Source organism: Pandoraea sp. NPDC087047, assembly GCF_044745225.1.
Taxonomy (GTDB): domain Bacteria; phylum Pseudomonadota; class Gammaproteobacteria; order Burkholderiales; family Burkholderiaceae; genus Pandoraea.
In genome coordinates, this window is the sequence record NZ_JBIUZU010000001.1 from 458,242 (window position 1) to 477,260 (window position 19,019).

17 protein-coding genes are annotated in these 19,019 nt (G+C 64.0%); 9 read left to right on the forward strand and 8 right to left on the reverse strand.

The features are described from left to right. Both ACIPHM_RS01930 and ACIPHM_RS01935 read left to right on the forward strand, forming a co-directional pair. A complete protein-coding gene (locus tag ACIPHM_RS01930; protein ID WP_400323971.1) occupies positions 1-1,539 on the forward strand; it encodes an enterochelin esterase domain-containing protein in 1,539 nt (512 codons plus the stop codon). Between the two features lie 259 nt (positions 1,540-1,798). After that, positions 1,799-2,584, forward strand: coding sequence for an FRG domain-containing protein (locus ACIPHM_RS01935; protein ID WP_400323973.1), 786 nt, complete (start codon positions 1,799-1,801; stop codon positions 2,582-2,584). Between the two features lie 39 nt (positions 2,585-2,623). Here the strand turns inward: ACIPHM_RS01935 and ACIPHM_RS01940 are convergent, their stop codons facing one another. After that, complete coding sequence (locus ACIPHM_RS01940; RefSeq protein WP_400323976.1) at positions 2,624-3,988, reverse strand: diguanylate cyclase; 1,365 nt, start codon at positions 3,986-3,988, stop codon at positions 2,624-2,626. A gap of 620 nt (positions 3,989-4,608) precedes the next feature. On the opposite strand from ACIPHM_RS01940, the gene ACIPHM_RS01945 reads away from it, so the two are divergent. Next, positions 4,609-5,079 carry a VOC family protein gene (locus ACIPHM_RS01945; RefSeq protein WP_400323979.1) on the forward strand — a complete coding sequence of 157 codons (471 nt, stop codon included), beginning with the start codon at positions 4,609-4,611 and terminating at the stop codon, positions 5,077-5,079. Positions 5,080-5,163: 84 nt separating this feature from the next. Here the strand turns inward: ACIPHM_RS01945 and ACIPHM_RS01950 are convergent, their stop codons facing one another. Both ACIPHM_RS01950 and ACIPHM_RS01955 read right to left on the reverse strand, forming a co-directional pair. Beyond that, positions 5,164-5,796 (reverse strand): DUF4142 domain-containing protein, encoded by a 633-nt coding sequence (locus tag ACIPHM_RS01950; protein ID WP_400323986.1) that lies wholly within the window; start codon positions 5,794-5,796, stop codon positions 5,164-5,166. A 36-nt stretch (positions 5,797-5,832) separates the two neighbouring features. Continuing rightward, positions 5,833-7,215 (reverse strand): sigma-54-dependent transcriptional regulator, encoded by a 1,383-nt coding sequence (locus ACIPHM_RS01955; RefSeq protein WP_400323989.1) that lies wholly within the window; start codon positions 7,213-7,215, stop codon positions 5,833-5,835. A gap of 166 nt (positions 7,216-7,381) precedes the next feature. Here ACIPHM_RS01955 and ACIPHM_RS01960 point away from each other — a divergent pair, with 166 nt between their 5' ends. Then, a complete protein-coding gene (locus tag ACIPHM_RS01960; RefSeq protein WP_400323992.1) occupies positions 7,382-8,380 on the forward strand; it encodes a sigma 54-interacting transcriptional regulator in 999 nt (332 codons plus the stop codon). Between the two features lie 56 nt (positions 8,381-8,436). Here the strand turns inward: ACIPHM_RS01960 and ACIPHM_RS01965 are convergent, their stop codons facing one another. Further along, on the reverse strand, positions 8,437-9,534 hold the full coding sequence (locus ACIPHM_RS01965) for a BON domain-containing protein (protein WP_400324003.1): 1,098 nt from the start codon (positions 9,532-9,534) through the stop codon (positions 8,437-8,439). 567 nt (positions 9,535-10,101) lie between these two features. On the opposite strand from ACIPHM_RS01965, the gene dapA reads away from it, so the two are divergent. Together dapA and ACIPHM_RS01975 are read left to right on the forward strand one after the other, a co-directional pair. After that, positions 10,102-11,082, forward strand: coding sequence for a 4-hydroxy-tetrahydrodipicolinate synthase (dapA, locus tag ACIPHM_RS01970; protein ID WP_400324006.1), 981 nt, complete (start codon positions 10,102-10,104; stop codon positions 11,080-11,082). 211 nt (positions 11,083-11,293) lie between these two features. Beyond that, the gene (locus ACIPHM_RS01975) at positions 11,294-12,661 is read left to right on the forward strand and encodes a DUF2252 family protein (RefSeq protein ID WP_400324009.1); all 1,368 of its coding nucleotides are present in this window, start codon (positions 11,294-11,296) and stop codon (positions 12,659-12,661) included. Between the two features lie 41 nt (positions 12,662-12,702). Here ACIPHM_RS01975 and ACIPHM_RS01980 read toward each other — a convergent pair whose 3' ends face one another. Both ACIPHM_RS01980 and ACIPHM_RS01985 read right to left on the reverse strand, forming a co-directional pair. Continuing rightward, positions 12,703-13,167, reverse strand: a complete 465-nt coding sequence (locus ACIPHM_RS01980; protein WP_400324309.1) for a nuclear transport factor 2 family protein — start codon at positions 13,165-13,167, stop codon at positions 12,703-12,705. A gap of 120 nt (positions 13,168-13,287) precedes the next feature. Next, positions 13,288-13,989 carry a glutathione S-transferase gene (locus ACIPHM_RS01985; RefSeq protein WP_400324011.1) on the reverse strand — a complete coding sequence of 234 codons (702 nt, stop codon included), beginning with the start codon at positions 13,987-13,989 and terminating at the stop codon, positions 13,288-13,290. Between the two features lie 144 nt (positions 13,990-14,133). Here ACIPHM_RS01985 and ACIPHM_RS01990 point away from each other — a divergent pair, with 144 nt between their 5' ends. Together ACIPHM_RS01990 and ACIPHM_RS01995 are read left to right on the forward strand one after the other, a co-directional pair. Further along, a complete protein-coding gene (locus ACIPHM_RS01990) occupies positions 14,134-15,063 on the forward strand; it encodes a LysR family transcriptional regulator (protein ID WP_400324014.1) in 930 nt (309 codons plus the stop codon). A gap of 227 nt (positions 15,064-15,290) precedes the next feature. Then, positions 15,291-16,487 carry a YbfB/YjiJ family MFS transporter gene (locus tag ACIPHM_RS01995; RefSeq protein WP_400324017.1) on the forward strand — a complete coding sequence of 399 codons (1,197 nt, stop codon included), beginning with the start codon at positions 15,291-15,293 and terminating at the stop codon, positions 16,485-16,487. A 3-nt stretch (positions 16,488-16,490) separates the two neighbouring features. Here ACIPHM_RS01995 and ACIPHM_RS02000 read toward each other — a convergent pair whose 3' ends face one another. Beyond that, positions 16,491-17,336, reverse strand: coding sequence for an MBL fold metallo-hydrolase (locus ACIPHM_RS02000; protein WP_400324020.1), 846 nt, complete (start codon positions 17,334-17,336; stop codon positions 16,491-16,493). Between the two features lie 56 nt (positions 17,337-17,392). Continuing rightward, complete coding sequence (locus ACIPHM_RS02005) at positions 17,393-17,950, reverse strand: sugar ABC transporter (RefSeq protein WP_400324311.1); 558 nt, start codon at positions 17,948-17,950, stop codon at positions 17,393-17,395. 167 nt (positions 17,951-18,117) lie between these two features. On the opposite strand from ACIPHM_RS02005, the gene ACIPHM_RS02010 reads away from it, so the two are divergent. Beyond that, complete coding sequence (locus ACIPHM_RS02010; RefSeq protein ID WP_400324313.1) at positions 18,118-19,011, forward strand: LysR substrate-binding domain-containing protein; 894 nt, start codon at positions 18,118-18,120, stop codon at positions 19,009-19,011. Positions 19,012-19,019: the final 8 nt, after the last annotated feature.

Here is a 19,019-nt window from a genome sequence, read left to right on the forward strand (position 1 = left end):
ATGACATTCACCCTGACCCGGACGGCGTCGGCCGCTGCGGGTACTGTTGCCGCGACTGTCTTCGCCGTTGCATGGCTCGGCAGTGCTGCGAGCGTTGCGCAGGCAGCGCCATCCACGACATCCGCATCGAACGTCGCTCCCGCTTCATGCGCAGGCGATCCGCTTGCGCCGAAATACCGCCTCGGACTCGTGAGTCCGCGACTGTTGGCGTTGAACGCCACGCTATGCAGCGGCGGCAGTACCGACACCTTCTGGCAAGACGTCGGCGCGACAGGCACGCCGATGATCGAAGCCATTGCGCAAGGGACCGTCACCGGCGACGAAACGGCTTCGCTGCTCGCGCAGTCACCCGGCAAGGTCTCGTTGATGACGTTCCTCTGGCGCGGCCATCCGCACAACGTGCGCATTCTGGGCGCGCCTTCAGGAGATCACGACGATATGCGTCAGTTGGGCAACAGCGACGTCTGGTATCGCAGCTACGTGGTGCCCGACACCACACGCCTGTCCTACCAGCTTGCGCCGGACGTCCCCGATATCGAAGGCACGGCGATGGAACGCCGTCGTGCGGTGGTCAAGACCCTGCAGGCCGATCCGCTCAATCGTCATCCGTTCGTCGTGGAAGGATTCGACGGCAAGCGCAGCGTGAAGTCCTCGATCACGCTGCCCGACGCCCCGCCCCAGCCATGGATCGCGCGGCGCGCCGACGTTCCGGCGGGTACCGTGCAGGCCACGCGCTTCACCAGCCGCGCGCTCGGCAATACGCGCGACGTGTACGTCTATCGCCCCGCCGGATACCGCGCGGGAGACGCGTCGCAAGGATTACTGGTGGTGTTTGACGCCCATGCTTATGTGAACACGGTGCCCACGCCGGTGATTCTCGACAACCTCATCGCTGAAGGCCGCATCCCGCGAACGGCCGCGCTCATCGTCGGCGTGATCGACGGCAACACGCGCGGCAAGGAGCTGCCGCCGAACCCGGCGTTTGGGCGGTTCCTTGCCGAGGAACTGATGCCATGGGCCAGGGCGCAGGGTGTGTCGGCACCGGCCGAGCGCACGGTGGTCGCCGGGTCGAGCTACGGCGGACTGGCGTCCGCCTGGGCCGCGCATGTGGCGCCCCAGTGGTTCGGCAACGTGCTGTCGCAGTCGGGCTCCTATTGGTGGGCACCGTCGCAAGGCGATGCCGACGCACGCGAATCCGGTTGGCTGATCCGTCAATACGCCAACGGCCCGCGTCTGCCGGTCGCGTTTTATCTGGCGTCGGGGATGTTCGAAGACCGTGGCGGGCCAACGGGAATCGGCACCTCCGGGCGGCACATGCGCGATGTGCTTCGCGCCAAGGGGTATCGTGTCTCGTATGCGTCGAGCGCGACCGGGCACGACTACCTGCACTGGCGCGGTTCGCTGGCCTGCGGCCTCATCGCCCTCATCGGCACGCCACAGGCGCAACACGACTTGCAGACGAGTCCCGCAGCGCCGGCAAGCCTCGCGGGCGTTTGTCCGATGTCGTGGAGTCCGCCTGTCAGGGAATTCGCCAGGTAACGCTCAAGGTGCCGGAATCGGGCGAGTCGCTTGGGTCGTTCGATTCGATTGCGTCGCCCGAATCGCGCGCGAGATACCGAGGACAACATCAAAATCCCAAAGCACATTTGACCGTGCGCTTGAGCTGTCACAGACGCCGTACTATAGTTGCCGACGCCATGCCGCGCACCCCATGCGGCTGGCGTCCTCACAAAACGGCATGACGGCGTCACAGGCCAGGGCACCGGCAACGTGCGCCAACTCAAGGATTTTGCGCACTATGGACACCACTGTCGTCGAGAGCTGGAAGGATTTCATGGAGCTGTCTTCCCGCTTCGAAGGCTGGGCGTTTCGCGGGCAGCAGGACGCCCGGTGGCATCTGCAAAGCTCTCTGTCGCGCTATCTGCACGCCTATGTGGCCGACAAGGAGCAGTGGCGCAGCCGCGAGGCACGGGCGATCCGCATCTTTCGTCGCAAGGCACACAATCATGTGCCCTGGCCCGAACTGCTGCACGACGATCTGCGCTGCCTCGGGCTGATGCAGCATCACGGCGCGCCCACGCGTCTGCTCGACTTCACGAAGTCCCCGTTCGTCGCCGCCTTCTTTGCGCTGGAGCGCGCCACGGCCGACGCCGCCATCTTCGCGCTCAATACCCCCGCGTTGTACGCCGACCGTGCGCGTCCCCGCCACGCGCCATGGCTCACCCGCGATACGATCGATCCGCGCGTCAAAGGGAATATGGAGAAGTATTTCCTCGGTAACGACAACGAGGTGGTCTGGTTCGGTGAACCCGAAGACATGGACGGCCGTCTGATCGCGCAGTCCGGCACGTTCGTGCTGCCCGGCGTGATCGACCGTCCCCTGCACCGCATTCTGGAAGGCTACGAGAGCGAAGACCCGCTGCTGCGCAAGATCGTGCTGCCGGTCGCCCTGCGCGCCGACGCCATGAAATGGCTCTACCGGATGAACGTGACCAACGCGTCGTTGTTTCCGGATCTCGACGGGCTGGCCCGCTCGATTGCCGTCGAAATCGAAATGGTCTGGCCAACGCAGACGCTGGGTTGAGGCTGGATTGAGGGCAGATCAACGTCGGATGAACGTGCCTTACACCCATTGCTCGAGAAAGCTCGCCCCGCCGGACTTGCGCGCCGATTTGTTGGCGTACATGCGCTGATCGGCCACACGAATGAGCTCGCTCATCGATTCGCCGTCCTCGGGGAACACGGCCACACCGACGCTCACCCGCACCGTCAGGTTGGCGTCATTGACCGAGACGGCCCGCTCGATTTCCTCGCGCAGGCGCGTCACCGCGAAGTCGATCCGCTCGACGATCTCGACGTCCTGAACGATGGCGACGAACTCGTCGCCGGAATGACGCGCCACAAAACCGCAATCCGTCACGCCCGCCTTCATGCGCTGGCCAATTTCCTTGAGCAGCAGGTCTCCGGCGGCATGCCCCAGGCTGTCGTTCACGCCTTTGAATCCGTCGATATCGGCGAACAGCAATGCCAGCTTGCCGTTCGTGCGCTGTGCCCGCCGAACGGCCTCGCTGGCGAACTCGCCAAAGGTGCGGCGGTTCGGCAGGCCAGTCAGTTCGTCGAAACGGGCGGCCTCGTAAAGGTCGTCGATGAGTTGCTTGCGCTCGATGGCCAGCGCTGTCTGATCGCAGACGAACGCGAGTAGCCGTTGCGCCGCCTCGGCCTGCAATGCCCGCACCGGGCCGTAAATCATGAGCGTGCCCACCGCACGCCGCGCCGTATGCATCGGCAGCACGGCAAGCGCATGCCGCGCCGCCTCGACGTTATCGCCGGGCGAGAATGGCTCCGCACGTACCGGCACCGGGGCATCGGCCACCCCCCCGCCCGGCATGGCTCCGATCAGACGCCAGAGCGATTCCCGGGCATTCGTGGCCTCGGTCGAAAGACGCTCCGCCTGCGTCCAGTCGAGCAGCGGCACTTCGGCGCTGTCCCGGTACTGATACGCCTTATCCCATGCTTTTAGGTCCGTATCGCACGTCGCAACGACGATAGCGTCGATGGGAAACAAGGTGGCCAGCGTGTCATGGACAGCCTTGCAGAGCGAGCGGATGTCGGCAGCGTCGTGCGCGGCTTCGGAAATCGAATAGGTCGCGCGCTGGAGCGCTTCGGCGCGCTTTTTCGCCGAGATGTCGCGTGCGACACCGATGCGCAGCCCGTGCGCATCCGACCACCGCGCAGACCACATGATGTGGATGTAATGGCCGTCCTTGTGGATGTACCGGTTCTCGAATCCGATCCGGGGGCGTCCGCCCATGACGAGTTTCGACTCCTCGATGGTGCGTTCGCGGTCTTCCTTCGCCACGTAATCGATCATCGAGCGGCCCATCAATTCCTGCGGCGAGTAACCGAGAATAGGCTCGCAGGCCGGACTCACATAGACGAGAGTACCGTCCCCGTTGACGAGAAACACCGCGTCCAGCAGCAGCTCCATGCAGCTTGCCAGAACGTCTTTTGTTACGAATTCCATTGATTTCGAACAGCCACCAAGCATTCGCCCTATCGAAGGCGATCTCAACATGTGAATATTTCATCACTGCTTGAATCACCCTTGATCGCGACGCTTATTCGTGATTTTTATTCGTTTTTCCCCTCGCCGGACTTCCCCGCCATGCTGACTGTCCGGGTGTGGCGATTGTCACGCGGGGAACTCAAATTGGCAACCGCGAAAAAGCATGCGTGGCGCCCGCGCGACGGGGCTCTCCCGGCGTCATGACGTCGAAAATATCGTCAAAAAGAGGGTTAAAAGATGCCCTGTCGAGAGGTAATTCCGGGAGTGTATTGGGGGGATTTACCGGTAAAAATAAATCGGATTGCGAAATTAATTAATGAATTATGAGGTTTTCGAATCGATAGTCACCCATCGCTCATCGACTGCGTCCGACAACACGATGGAGACCTACCTGATCCCGCAGATGTGAACTAGCATGAAAGCCGTGATGCCCGAAGGCGAGACAGTCCTCCCCGCCAGTTCATGCCGGATACGCACACCGTGTTCGTGCGGATGCGTTCACGAGGGCGATTCACGGCAGCGATTCCCCACAGGAGACAACCATGACGAAGCTCGTTACCTGCGTTTGGTTCAACGGTCAGGCTCGCGAGGCCGCCGAGTTTTATGCCGCGACATTCCCCGACAGTCACGTTCAGGCGCGCCACATCTCACCGATCTCCGGCATCGGAGCAGGCAATGAATTGACGGTCGAGTTCACGGTGCTTGGCCAGTCGTTCGTCGGCCTGAACGGCGGCCCCGAATTCAAGCCCAACGAAGCCGTGAGCTTCATGGTGGTCACGCAGAACCAGGAAGAGACCGATCGCTACTGGAACGCCATCGTCGGCAACGGCGGTGCCGAGTCGGCCTGCGGCTGGTGCAAGGACCGCTGGGGCTTCTCGTGGCAAATCACGCCGAAGCGTCTGCTCGATCTCATGGCGGACGCCGACATTGCGAAGGCGCGCCGCGCAATGGAAGCAATGATGACCATGCGCAAGATCGATATCGCAGCGCTCGATCGCGCCGCAGCGGGCTAACGCCGACTGTCGCAACTGTCACGACTGGCGCGACCGGCGATTGGCCTGCGCGTCACCGGATGCCGGCGCGCTCACTCCGCTCGCTCATTTCTCCATCTCGACCTTGGCGGACACCTCACGCGCCTCGCTCAGATGGTGACGTAGCGTCGGCAGCATCTTCCCGGCAAAGCCGCGCAAGTCCGTGTCCTGGCCCTTTTCGGCTTCCGTCTGGAACAGGGTGACGGCCTGCTCGTGAGCCTCGGGCCCGGCCAGCGCCAGATAAGCAACGTCGAACTCGCGCCCCTTCTTGCCCTTCAGTGCTTCGATATCGGGGTCGACAGCGGCGTCGTTCAGCACGCTAACGCCCTTCTTCGCGGCCAATTGACGGAGCGCCTCATTGGCCTTGCTATGGTCCGTCACCATCTGCTGCGCGAAGCGTCTGACGGCGGGATTGCCGGAGTGCTGCACCGCGACCTGGCTTGCCTGCACTTCGGCCTTGCCCGCCTTTTGCGCATTGTCGACGAACTCGGCGTCGATACCCGCGGTCGGCTGCGCGGTGCGCGTGGCCTTCGCAGGCGCATTCGTCACGTCTCGCCCCGGGTCGCTGCCGCCCACTTCAGTACCCCCGCCCTGCGCAGGCTCACCCTTCGGCAATTCCTGCGCAATAGCCCACGGACTCATCAACAGCGCGACGCTCAGCACACAGGCGCCACGCGCGGTAGTGATTCGTGAATGCATTTTGACCTCCCGGTAGTGGCTTCGATGAGATTCCCCTCAAGCCGTGATCTGCGACAGTCGTGCGTACAGCGTCTTCAGGCTGATGCCCAGTTGTCTCGCGGCGCGCGCCTTCACGCCACCGCATTGCGCGAGCGCCCCGAGAATGACCTGCCGGTCGAGATCGGCGAGCGATGCATCGAGGGCGACGGATGTCCGGTCGTCACGCACCGGAAACTGCGCCAGTTCGGCGGAAACTGGCGGCGGCAGCGAATCGATGACGGACGTCTGACTGAGAATACGCACGCGCTGCACGAAGTTGCGCAACTCGCGAACGTTGCCCGGCCAATCGTGACGCTGCAACGCCGCCAGCACGTGCGGCGCGAACTGCATCGGACGGCCATCGCTGGCATTCACCTCGTCGAGCATCGCTTGCGCGAGCAGCACCACGTCGTCGCCGCGCTCGCGCAAAGGCGGCAGCGTCACGGGAAACACGTTGAGGCGATGGTAGAGATCGGCGCGCAGCTTGCCCGAGCGCATGGCGGCTTCAGGGCAGACGTTGGTGGCGGCGACGATCCGGACATCCACCGCAATCTCTTGCGAGCCGCCCACACGCATGAGCTTGCCCGTCTCCAGCACGCGCAACAAATTGACCTGCGACGCCGGGGGCATTTCGGCAATCTCGTCGAGAAACAGCGTGCCGCCATGTGCGCGTTCGAAAAAGCCGCGGTGGCGTCGCTCCGCGCCCGTGAAACTGCCCCGGTCGTGGCCGAAGACTTCGCTTTCGACGAGATTCGGTGCAATCGCGCCGCAGTTCACGGCAAGAAACGGCCCGTCGCAACGCGCGCTGAGATCGTGCACTGCGCGCGCCGCCAATTCCTTGCCGGTGCCCGATTCGCCGGTGAGCAGCACCGCGGCATCGGTCGGGGCCACACGCGCGAGCGCATCGAATACGCGCTGCATGGCGACCGACTTGCCCAGCAAGCGCGCAAACGCTCGTGGCGACTCGGAGGCCTCGGCAACGTCGCCCGCGACCACACTTTCCGATGCCCGCGCAATCCACTCGCCCGCCCGCTGACGATCTCCCGGCAGCACCAGATAATCGCTTGCTCCCCGGCGCAGCGCCTGCACCGCGCTCTCCCAGCCGGGACGCGCCGTGCACATCACGACGTTCAGATCGCGCCGGCTCGCCCAGCCATCGAGCACGTCGAAGCCACTGCCGTCAGGCATCTCGACATCGGTCATGACCAGCGATGGCGCCGCATGGGCGAGACGCGCATCGGCCTCGGCCAACGTACCGGCCCACGCGGGCGGCGGGCACGTTGGCGGACACAGCGTCCGGCACAACGCGCGTAGCGCATCGCGTGTCACGCTGTCCGCGCCGACCAGCAAAATGGGCGACCGGTTGGCAGCGTGTCGCGAAGCGTCTGAGTCTATTGACATGAATCCTCCGGAGAACGGCCGATGCCGGTTCGACTACGTAATCTGCGATGCCGTTCGGCGCACTCTCATCGAAACTTCCTATGCGATCCGGCGAGCGGCTACAAAATTTCAATACCGAATTCGCGCAAGATGGGGATATTTGCCGAGCACTTCGCGTCACACCGGCATGACACCCTTGCCCAACATTGCCGGCGCTGCATCTCTGCTTGGCGACTCTGTCGCGATTCGTGCGTTACGCGCGCAAATCGAGCGCGTCGCGCCAACGCCTGTCAGTGTTCTGATTCTCGGGGAGAGTGGCAGCGGCAAGGAACTTGCCGCGCGTGCGTTGCATGCCGCAAGCGAGCGGCGCAAGGGTCCGTTCGTCGCCGTGGCGTGCGGCGCGATGCCGGCGGAACTTGCCGAATCGCAGTGGTTCGGCCACGAGCGCGGCAGCTTTACGGGCGCGACGGACCGACGTCGCGGCTATTTCGAAACGGCGCATGGCGGCACATTGTTTCTGGACGAAATCGGCGATATGCCCCCACCCACGCAAGTCAAGCTGCTGCGCGCGCTCGAATCCGGTGTCATCTGCCGCGTCGGCGGCAGTCAGTTCGTGCCGGTGGATGTTCGGGTGATCGCGGCAACGCGTCATGACGTCACGCAGGCATTGCGCAGCGGCTCGTTACGTGACGATCTGCTCTATCGGCTCGCCACCTTTGTCATGCATGTGCCGGCGTTGCGTCATCGTGATTCGGACGTGGTGGCGCTCGCCCACGCGCACGTTGCGGCGCTCAATGCGCGCGCCCGCACCGCGAAGACGCTGTCGGCAGCGTCCGTGCAGCGGCTGAGCGCCCACGCATGGCCCGGAAATGTGCGCGAGTTGCATCACGTCATCGAGCGGGCGTTCATCCTCGCGGACGACTTGCTGGACGTGACCCCCGAAGCAGTGCCGCCGTACGATCCGGTCGTGCGCGGCGCGACGCTGGAGTTACCGCGCGTCGTCACGCTCGCGAGTGCGCAACATCACTTCATCACGGCGTCGCTCGCCCATCACGGGAACGACAAACCGCGGACTGCCCGCTCACTTGGCGTGAGTCTCAAGACGCTATACAACCGCCTGGCCACCTCGACCGAGCAGACCGAGCAGACCGAGCAGACCGGACAGACCCGGCAGCCGTGCAGGTGAAGCGGCCGCTTCCCCTCTGTGAACCTGTGTAGCGGCCGCAATCGCAAAACCCCGTCTTAGTGGTGCTTGCCCGAGTCATTGCCCGTGCCGGACGTCCCCGGCGACGAGCCGGTCGAACCGGTGGCGCTCGACACGGTTGTCGTCCCTGCGGTCCCCACCGTTCCCGATTGCCCGGAAGTGCGCTGCGCGCCCGACGATGCCGACGCGCCGCCGCGCTGATGATCGCCCTGAGCGTGCTGCGGTGCCTGCGTGCGAATCCGGTTCTCGACATCGTGCACACCGAAGCATTGTTCGACGACGTCTTCAATGGCGTGCTTCATCCAGCGCTGCGGCACACTGCCCTGAAGCTCCACGCGGCCGTCCTTTACCTGAACGCTGACGTCGCAGACCTCCAGATGATGCGCCATGCAAAGACGCTCGCAGACGTCCTCGCGAACGCGCTCGTCGGTGCGGCTGTAGCCCTTCGGCCCTTCGCGGTGACGCATGTCAATGGCCCCACCACCGTATGCGTCGTAGCCGCGCTGACCGGCTTCCTGACGGCCCTGCCAGGATTCGTCGCCGTAGCGATGCTGCTGTCCGTAGCCTTGCGACATACCGTTGCCGTTGCCGTTGCCGTTGCCATTGTCACGCGCGTAGTCGCGGCTACGGTCCCGGCCATACATGTTGCCGAAATCGCCGCTGTAGTCGCCCTCGTAATCGCGGCCGAAGTCGCGACTATATTGGCGACCGGAATCGCGTCCGTAACCACCGCCGAAACCGCTGCGCGCGCCGTAGACGTCGCGATTCTGCATGCCGCCTTGCGAACGGCCGTACGGGTCGCGGGAGTAGCCCTGTGCGTCGAGCTGACGCGGATTGCCGTAGCGGGATTCGCGCGAGTCGTGGGAATCGCGGAAGTCGCGGGAGTCGCGTGCGCTGCCGTAGCGTTCGTTGCGCTCATAGCGCGAATCGTCTGCGCGGGCACGGCCCGACTCACTCCAGTCCGCCTGCCATTCGCCACGCTCGCGCGAGGGCTGCATGCCGTACTCGTCTTCCTGGTCGTACCCGCCGAAGTCGCGCTGCATCGCCTCGTCGTCGAACTCGCGACGGTATTGACCCCGCTGACCACCACCTTGCAATTGCCGTTCGTTATCGCGCGTTGCGTATCGTCGTTGCATGATGATTCTCCTGATTAGCAGCACCAGCGGCCCAGAAGCAAGGGCTTCTGTTCAGACGCGTCGGCACCGCCCAACACTATTGCAAGTCGCGTGCCACCAAACACAGCCCGCCGTCACGGTGTGGCACCCCGGTTGCGCGGACGGCCAGCGAGGAGAATTTTCCATTCGTGGCAACTTCATCCTGCGGCGTTGTGGAGTTACCATGCTTGACGTAACACGCGCAAAGCGTATAGAGTCTGCGCATGACGAATTTCCGCATCCACCGCTCGCAAGACTTGCGCGTTGTCCCGACGGGACGCGTGTCGGGTGTCCTTGTGGGACAGCAGGTTGCATTCGTCAAAAGCAAAAAACAGTCGCTCAACTGACCGGAGCGTGCTGTTCCGTCAGTTGAGCGACGGAATAGCCACGTGGACCCGGCAGTCCCGCCCCGCGCCTTGCGCCCTCCAGCATCACCCGGCCGACCTGCCTCGAAGTCCCCACGCGTCTTGATCTCTGCGTCGCCCTGCTGAACGGTTTCCGTACAGATCACATCACGTTCATCGCCTTCGTATCGTCCAGGGAGACACCATGCAAGACGCGCAGCCCCAGAGCATTTCAGGCACCCCCATTTTCTCGGCCACGACACCGTCGTTGTCTGCACCCTCCGCGTTCCGCGGCATTTGGTTGCCCCTCATCACGCCCTTCTCGCGCGAGGGTTCGCACACACCGGTCGATCACGCGGCGCTGCGCCGGCTCGTGGCGCATTACCGTCACTCGGGCATTGCCGGGTTCGTGATCTGCGGCACGACGGGAGAAGCCGCCGCGCTGGACGACGCAGAACAGCTCGCCGTCTTCGAGACGGTGCTGACAGAAGCGGACAACCTGCCGGTCATCGCTGGCCTCGCCGGCAATCATCTCGGCCACACGCTCGCGCGCCTGGACACCTTCAATGCCCTGCCGCTCGCCGGTGTGCTCACGCCTGCACCGTATTACATCCGCCCGTCACAGGCAGGTCTGACGGACTGGTTCCAGACGTTGGCGGATCGCTCGCGCGCGCCGCTGGTGCTCTACGACATCCCATATCGCACAGGCGCGACGCTCACCCTCGAGACGTTGCTGACGCTCGCGGGCCACGGCAACATTCGCGGCATCAAGGATTGCGGTGGCAACGCCCACACGACGCAAAGGCTCATTGCCGACGGTCGTCTCTCGGTGCTCGCCGGCGAGGACCATCAACTGCTCTCGACGCTGGCGATGGGGGGACAGGGCGCGATCATCGCGTCGTCGCACTGCCGCCCCGCCCATTTCGCGGCGTTGTACCGCGCAGTGCAGTCGCAGCAACTTGATGTCGCACGGGTGCTCTTTCACGCCCTCATGCCCGTGGTGAAGCTATTGTTCGCCGAAGCGAATCCGGCGCCGGTGAAGGCATGGCTCGCGCGTGAGGGGCTGCTCGAAGACGTGCTGCGCGCCCCGATGACGAGCGCCTCGCCAGCGCTTGCGCAGCAGCTGGTCGACGCCATTGCGGCCATTGACGCCGCATTCGGCGCAAAGACGGCGAGCGCCGCCTGACAAACGGTTGGTAAAGCGCAACGACGGATAGGAACGGCGCATCAGCCCTGCGCCGTCAGCGATGTCACGAACTCGAGAAACGCCCCCGTTGGCCGGCGTCGTGACATCGCTCGTCGCTTGCCATTGAGGTAACGTTTGCCCGACACTGAGCGCACGGCATCGCGTGCGGCGGCACAGACCGCCAGTGCGGTGCGCTCTCAGGGAGTGTCGAATGGCAAACGGCAAGCGCGTCAAACCTGAAAGGAAACCACAGTGGGCCACCCCGGAAGCCCGGCTGGCACGGCTCACCCGTGAGCGCGAGCGCAAGATGGCGCGCTCGCCTCACGCTTATGTCCGGGGCAGCACCGCGCGGTTCTACGAATGGCTGGACGGGGCCGACGTCAATCTGCCGCAAGGTCCGGCCATCTGGATCTGCGGCGACTGTCACACGGGCAATCTTGGCCCGCTGGCCGACGCCCATGGCCATGTCGACGTGCTGATCCGGGATCTCGATCAGACCGTCATCGGCAATCCCGTTCACGACCTCATCCGGCTGGGACTCTCGCTGGCCAGCGCGGCCCGCGGCTCGGCCCTCTCGGGGCTGACCATCATCCGCATGCTCGAAGCGCTCACGCACGGCTATATGTCGGCGTTCGAGCGTGGCGATGGCGATGGCGATGGCGATGGCGATGGCGACGAGGATAAGGAAGCCAAAGCGGCCGAATCGGGCAAGACGAAGGCCCGCAAGCGGCGCGCCGGCGCCGGAAATACGGGCAATACCGGACGAACGAAGCAACGTGCGAAAGCCGACGACGCCCGTCCGGCAATCGTCGACCTTATCATGCGTCGCGCGGTCAAGCGCTCGTGGAAGCATCTCGCGCTGGAGCGCATCGAGGATATCCATCCGACCATTCCGCTGGGCCGACGCTTCTGGCCGCTCAGCAAGACGGAGCGCAAACAGATCGACGCGCTGTTTCAGGTCAACGCCATTGCCAGTCTCGCGACCGCATTGCGCGGGCGTCCGAACGACGGCCATATCGAAGTTCTCGACGCCGCCTACTGGGTCAAGGGATGCAGTTCATTGGGGCGTCTGCGTTACGCCGTTCTGCTCGATGTCAATGGCGACGTGGTGCAAGGCGACGATCTGTGCCTCATGGACCTGAAGGAAGGCGTGAAGGCTGCGGCCCCTCGCTACTCGGGGGTTCGCATGCCTCGCGATAATGCCGAACGGGTCGTCAAGGGCGCACTCCACCTGTCGCCGTCGCTTGGCGAGCGCATGCGCGCAGCGCGCCTCATGGATCGCGCCGTCGTGATTCGTGAACTTCTGCCGCAGGATCTCAAGCTCGACATCGAGACGCTCGCGCGCGACGACGCGGCCGAAGTCGCGCAATATCTCGGGCGTGTCGTCGGCCTCGCGCACGCGCGTCAAATGGATGACGCGACGTGCCGCGCGTGGCTGGCCGACCTGCAACGCAACCGTTCAAAGACGATCGACACGCCTGTCTGGCTATGGAACAGCGTGGTGCAACTCACGAGCGAGCACGAAGCCGCCTATCTCGAACATTGCAAACGCATGTTTTCCGGCGAAACGCCCGGCTGAGGGCCGTCATGCGGCGTTAGGCCGCATCCGTCGGCGTCAAATCAGAACATCGAATTGCCGCTGACCGTCTTGGCCGGCGTTTGCTGCGAGACGTCCCAATGCTCGACGATCTTGCCATGCTCCAGACGGAAGATGTCGACGATGGCGATCGGCAAGTCGCCCGGATGCGGTACCTTGCGCACGTGCAGAATCACGAAGTCGCCGTCGGCAAACGCGCGCACGATATCGCTATGGGAGTCCGGCTGATTCTTGCGCAGGAAGTCCAGAAACCTGGCGAAGCCTTCGACGCCGTCGGGTGCATTCGGATTGTGCTGAATGTACTTGTCGCCGAGATACTGACGCGCCGCATTGAAGTCCTTGCGATTGAGCCCCGCGTCATAGAAAGCGAGCACGGCCTGCTTGTTCGCGGCCAGTTGCGCCGCGGACACGGCCGGGGCCGCGCTGCCCGACGCTCCGGGCCCTTCGGTGGCGGCTGCGGAAATCGCCGCGCCGGGCAAAGGAGGCATGCCCTCGGCGGCGTTTGCGCAAACCGTCGTGATCGAGACGGCAGCGCTCATAACCATGGCGAGCGACGAAGCAATGGATGTTTTCATAGGTTTTCGCGTGTGTGTTGCCTTGACGGGCAATCAGCTTAGCAGTTCGTACGGACCGCCGCGCGCGAGGGCACGCTGATAAGCATCACGGGCGTGGATACGTTCGAGAAAATCGGTGATCGCGGGCCAACGGCCTTTTGCGTCGCCGCTGGCATCACCCCGTGCCACGGCTGCCTCCAGCGCAAAGCTCATCTGAATATCCGCAGCACTGAAGGTGTCGCCGACAAACCAGCCGGTTTTCGTCAACGCATCGTTGACATAGCCGAAATGCAGCGCCAGTTGCGGGTCGACGAAACTCGACTGCAACGTGCCACTGATCTTGCGCGCAATCGGACGCGCAAAAAACGGCATCGGCGCGCTGGCGATACGCTGCGCCACCAGCTTGAGCAGCAACGGCGGCATGGCCGAGCCTTCGGCGTAATGCAGCCAGTAAGTCCAGCGCAAGCGCTCCGGGGTGCCGCGCGGCGGGGCAAGCCGGCCTTGTCCGTCGTGGCCGTCATGTCCATATCGTTCGACGAGATATTCGATGATCGCCCCCGACTCGGCCAGCGTCAGATCGCCGTCCGTGACCACGGGAGACTTGCCCAGCGCATGCACGCGACGCAGCTCCGGCGGCGCCAGCATGGTCTTCGGATCACGTTCGTAGCGCTGCAGATCGTATGGAACGCCAAGCTCTTCAAGCATCCACAGCACGCGTTGCGAGCGGGAGTTGTTCAAGTGATGGACCGTCAGCATGGTGTCTGGCTCCGGCGGGAAATCCGCACGCCATTGTCGCCGTAATGCCGGGTTTAAGGGTACTCTTGCCCATCGGCCGCGCCGGGACTCATCCAGCGGCCCTCCACCGACTGCTTGCCTCTTACCCGTTACCCCCTCTCGCGCATGGACAGAATCGACGCCATGAAGGTCTTCGTCGCCACCGTGGACGAAGGCAGCCTCGCCGGTGCCGCCCGGCGACTCGGACGCTCGGCCGCCGCCGTGAGCCGCGCCATCGCCTATCTGGAAGCGCACACCGGCACTGCGCTGCTGCATCGCACGACCCGCACGCTCAAGCTGAGCGTCGCCGGCGAGCGTTACGCCGCCGCGTGCCGCCGCATCCTGCTCGATCTTGAGGAAGCCGATGTCATCGCGGCCGGCGAGCGCTCCGAGCCGCGCGGCCAGCTCACAGTATCCGTACCGCTGGCCGCGGGCGAGACATTCATGCGCGAGATTGTCGACGCATTCATCGAGCGCTACCCCGACGTCGTCGTGCGCCTGCAATTGAGCGATCTGCCGGTCAACCTGATCGACGAAGGGGTCGACGTGGCGGTGCGCGTCGCGCATCTGCCCGATTCGTCGCTTGTCGCTACGCAGGTGGGCGAGGTCCGGCGCGTCATCGCGGCTTCGCCGGCGTATCTCGCGTCCCACTCGCCCATCGAGACACCCGCCGATCTCTCGAAGCACCGCATTGTTTCCATGACCTACTTCGGCATCGACTCGTGGCGCTTTCCGCCCACGGGACGCAGCACCGTGCCGCAGATCGTTCAATTCACGCCGCGTCTGATCGTCAATTCGATTCGCGCGGCAATTGCGTCGGTCGTGGCCGGACACGGCGTAGCACGCGTGCTGACGTATCACATCGCGAGCGAGCTGGAGCTCGGCGCGCTGAAGATCGTTCTGCAAAACTACGAACACCCGCCGATGCCGGTGCACGTCATCACCCCGCAAGGCCGGCTGGCCGTGCCCAAGGTACGGGCGTTCGTGGATTTCGCCGTGCCGCAGCTGCGCAAGCATTTCTCGCACGCGCACAGGCTCGCGGCGGGCAAGGTCTGAGAGACGCGGGACGTCGGCGGACGGCATCCATACGGCCCCATCGGCCCCATAGACCCCATACGCCCGGATTACGCCACGATTACGCCCTCATTGTTACGCCGCGCGGAAGAATGACTTCCGACGGGTAGCGGTTCTCTGACGCACCGCAGCAACCTACACTGACTCCATCGCTTTTGCGCGCCGTGCCGGCCGAAGCCCGGGACGACGCAGCGTCACCCGGAGTCATCATGACCAATGCAGTTCTTGGCGGCACGTCGTCCGCCCCCTTCAACGCCTGGCGCGCCACACTCTCGGCCGCCTGCGCAAGCCTCATCGGCATCGGCTTTGCCCGCTTCGCGTACACCGCCCTGCTGCCGGCCATCATCGGCGCACACTGGTTCGCGCCCGCCACGGCGGCCTATCTCGGCGCGGCCAACCTCGGCGGCTATCTCGCCGGGGCGCTCGGCGCGCGCGTACTGGCACGTTATGCGTCGAGCGTTGCGATCGTGCGCGTCATGATGCTGCTCGCCGCCGTTGCGTTTTTTGCGTGCGCGTGGCCCGTCTCGTTCCTGTGGTTTTTCGTGTGGCGCTTCGCGTCGGGAGTTGCCGGCAGCGTACTGATGGTGATCGCCGCGCCCACGGTGCTTGCGCACGTGACGCCGTCGCGCCGCGGCATCGTGAGCGGCGCGATCTTTGGGGGACTCGGTCTGGGTATCGCGGCGTCGGGCACGCTCGTGCCGCTGCTGCTTCGCCAGGGCCTTGCGCAGACATGGATCGGTCTGGGCGTGCTGTCGCTGCTGCTCACTGCCCTGGCCTGGCGCGGATGGCCTGAAGGCGCTCCGGCCGCCACGCCGACTCATGCGAAGCATCGCCCCACCACTTCGGTCACGTTGCGGGCGCTCTATATCGAATACGCGCTGAACGCCGTGACGCTCGTGCCGCACATGATCTTCCTCGTGGATTACGTCGCACGCGGCCTCGGCAAAGGGCTCGACGCTGGCGCCAACTACTGGGTGCTGTACGGGCTGGGGGCCATCGTCGGACCGTTATTCGTGGGACACCTTGCCGACCGGATCGGATTTGCGCGTGCTTTGCGAGTGGCTTACGTTGCCCAGATGTGTGCCGTCGTACTGCCGGTGTTGGGTCTCGGGCTGCCCGCGCTGATTGTGTCGAGCGTGGTGATGGGCGCCTTCACGCCCGGCATCGTCACCCTGGTGCTCGGACGCGTGAACGAACTGCTCGCGCACCATCCCGCTTCGCAAAAGGGGGCATGGAGCACCGCAACGACGAGCTTCGCCACCTTGCAGGCAGTGGCCGCGTACGGCTTGTCGTTCCTGTTTGACGCCACGTCGGGCAACTATTCACTGCTGTTCATCGTGGGCGGCGTGGCGATGGCGTTGGGGTTGGTAGTCAATCTGGTCGCCGCGCGGCTGGCACGGGCATGACGTTCAGCCCTCGGGTTCGTACAGGAAACCGGATGGGCCATTCGCTCGCCTGATTCTCGCGAAACCGAGTTCGCCCAGATGCATGCCGGCGACCAGCAGCCGGTCTGCGCTGACCCGGTCCAGCAGCCGTGACCGGGTCGTGGCGGCCAGCGTCGAATCCTGATCGAAGGCAATCGAAACGTCCGGCCGCTCGATCTGGATGTGAGGGAAATGAACGATATCGCCCCAGATCAGCAAGCTCTGGCGACCCGACTCGACGAGATATCCGGTGTGGCCCTGCGTGTGTCCCGGCAGCGAGACTGCCCGGATACCGGGGAGCACCTCGCCCGCCTCGAACGTGCGCAGCTTGTCGCGATATCCGTCGAACACCTGACGCGCTATACGGAAGTTGCCGCGTACCCGCTCGCTGGCGCGCGCCAGATTGGCGTCGTCCTGCCAGAACTTGATTTCTCTATGATCGACGACAAGCTCGGCATTCGGAAACGTGATTTGCCCTTCCGAATTCACCAGCCCGCCGACATGATCGGGATGCGCGTGTGTGAGCAGAATGGTGTCGATAGCGGCGGGTTCGATGCCCGCCAGCAAGAGATTGGCCCGCAGACGGCCACCCCATTGCTTGATGCCGCCGGCCCCGCCGTCGATGAGCGTCGTGCGCCCCGCCGTCTGCACCACATAACAGTTGATGTGCACGGCGTCGGGCGCAGTCTGCCCGGCATCGCGCTGCATTCTGGACGCATCGAGCGTGTCGATGTTCGAGAGAGCGTCGAGGCTCGCAGTGAGGTAACCATCGCTGATGGCGGTGATCGCGAAATCCCCGACTTGCCGGCTGGGAAAGGAACGCTTGGACACAAGGCTTCTCCGGAACAACGGGTTGAACGTAGACAGTCACGTTGGCGATGGCACACCTACTCGTGCTTCGCCGGCGGATGCGCCGTCGAGTCCGCTGGGGCACTGGTGAGCTGCGCCGTCATCGGCGAGTAGAGGTAAGCGCCGTCAGGAGGATTCTCGAGGAATCGCGCGCTGCCACGAGGCAGTACCGCCAGCCAACGGCGCTCCGGAGACTTCTCCAGCGCAACGGCGTGCATGGCCAAAGGTTGAAGGCCCATCCGAATCAAGGCATCGGGACCGCTCGCGCATAGCACGAGCCATTCGTCCGCCTTTACCGCTGGCGCACGGCCGATACCGCTGTAGAGATTTCGGTGCCAGTCGGTGATGTGTGGCTGCCACTTCGCGAAATTGCCACCGCCTTTGCGGCGATATTCGTCGCCCGTCAGGACATCCAGATCGTCAATCGTGTGAAGGGCAAGGTAGACGGGGCAACTCGCGCCGACCGCCTTGAAGCGCTGCGACGTGTGAAAACCGGTCACCGAAATCAGAGCGGGCAGCTTTTCAAGGCTGTAGAAGTTGTTCCATTCGGCTTCGCTCGCAGGGTCGGCGAAGCTGCATTCCACGGTGTAAATCATCGGATTGTCCTTGGTGACAAATCGGTATTCATCGACGAAACCATTCGTTCTCATTGCAGTCACGTAATGGTAATCTCACGTTTCTAACGTATATAACGAATAAACGTCAGCCTTCATTGATGTTTTATCAAGCTGACGTCGAACGCCTTCTGATCGACGAGACCTCTATGCGACGCAAGATTCCAAGCCATTCCGCGCTCCTGGCTTTCGAAGCCGCGGCGCGACATGGGAGCTTCGCTCGCGCGGCCGAGGAGTTGTCACGGACCGAAGGCGCCGTCAGTCGTCAGATCGGTCGGCTGGAGGCGTTTCTGGGGGTTGCACTGTTCGAGCGGATCGGCAATCGGGTGCGGCTTTTACCCAATGGCACGCGATACGCCGTGCAGGTTCGTGAAATTCTAGATCGGCTGGAACGGGACAGCCTGTATCTGATGGGGCAGCCTATCGAGGGCGCGAGTCTCGATATCGCCGCCATTCCAACGTTTGCCACTCGCTGGCTGATTCCCCGGCTGAAGCGTTTTCAGCAGCGGCATCCGACCATCACCGTGCACATTGCCGAACGCATGGAACCTTTCCTTCTCCCGCAGAGCGGTTTCGATGCCGCCATTCATTTTGCGCATCCCGCCTGGACGGGCGTGCATCTGCATCACTTGCTCGAAGAAGTGCTGGTGCCTGTGTGTAGTCCGGCGCTTCTCGCAAACGCCGGAGCGAACCCATCGCTGGACGATTTGCCTCGTCTTCACCGGCGGCAGACTCCGGACGCCTGGCAAAGGTATGCGCAAGCGTGCGGCATTACGCTGACCAATTCGGCGGTCGGCGCGCATTACGACCTGCACGCCATGCTGATAGAAGGCGCGCTGGCGGGCCTGGGTGTCGCCCTGGTGCCGCGCCTTTACGTCGGGAGCGAGATCGCGCAAGGCAGATTGATCGCCCCTTGGCCGGAAGACAAAGCCGTCACCAAGCATTTCTGCCTTGTGCTCCCCAATTCGATCGAGTCGAGTCAGACGCCGGTACAGGCCTTCGCGAAGTGGATCATCGAGGAAGCCAGAGGCGTGGCGTCTTGAGCTGTCAT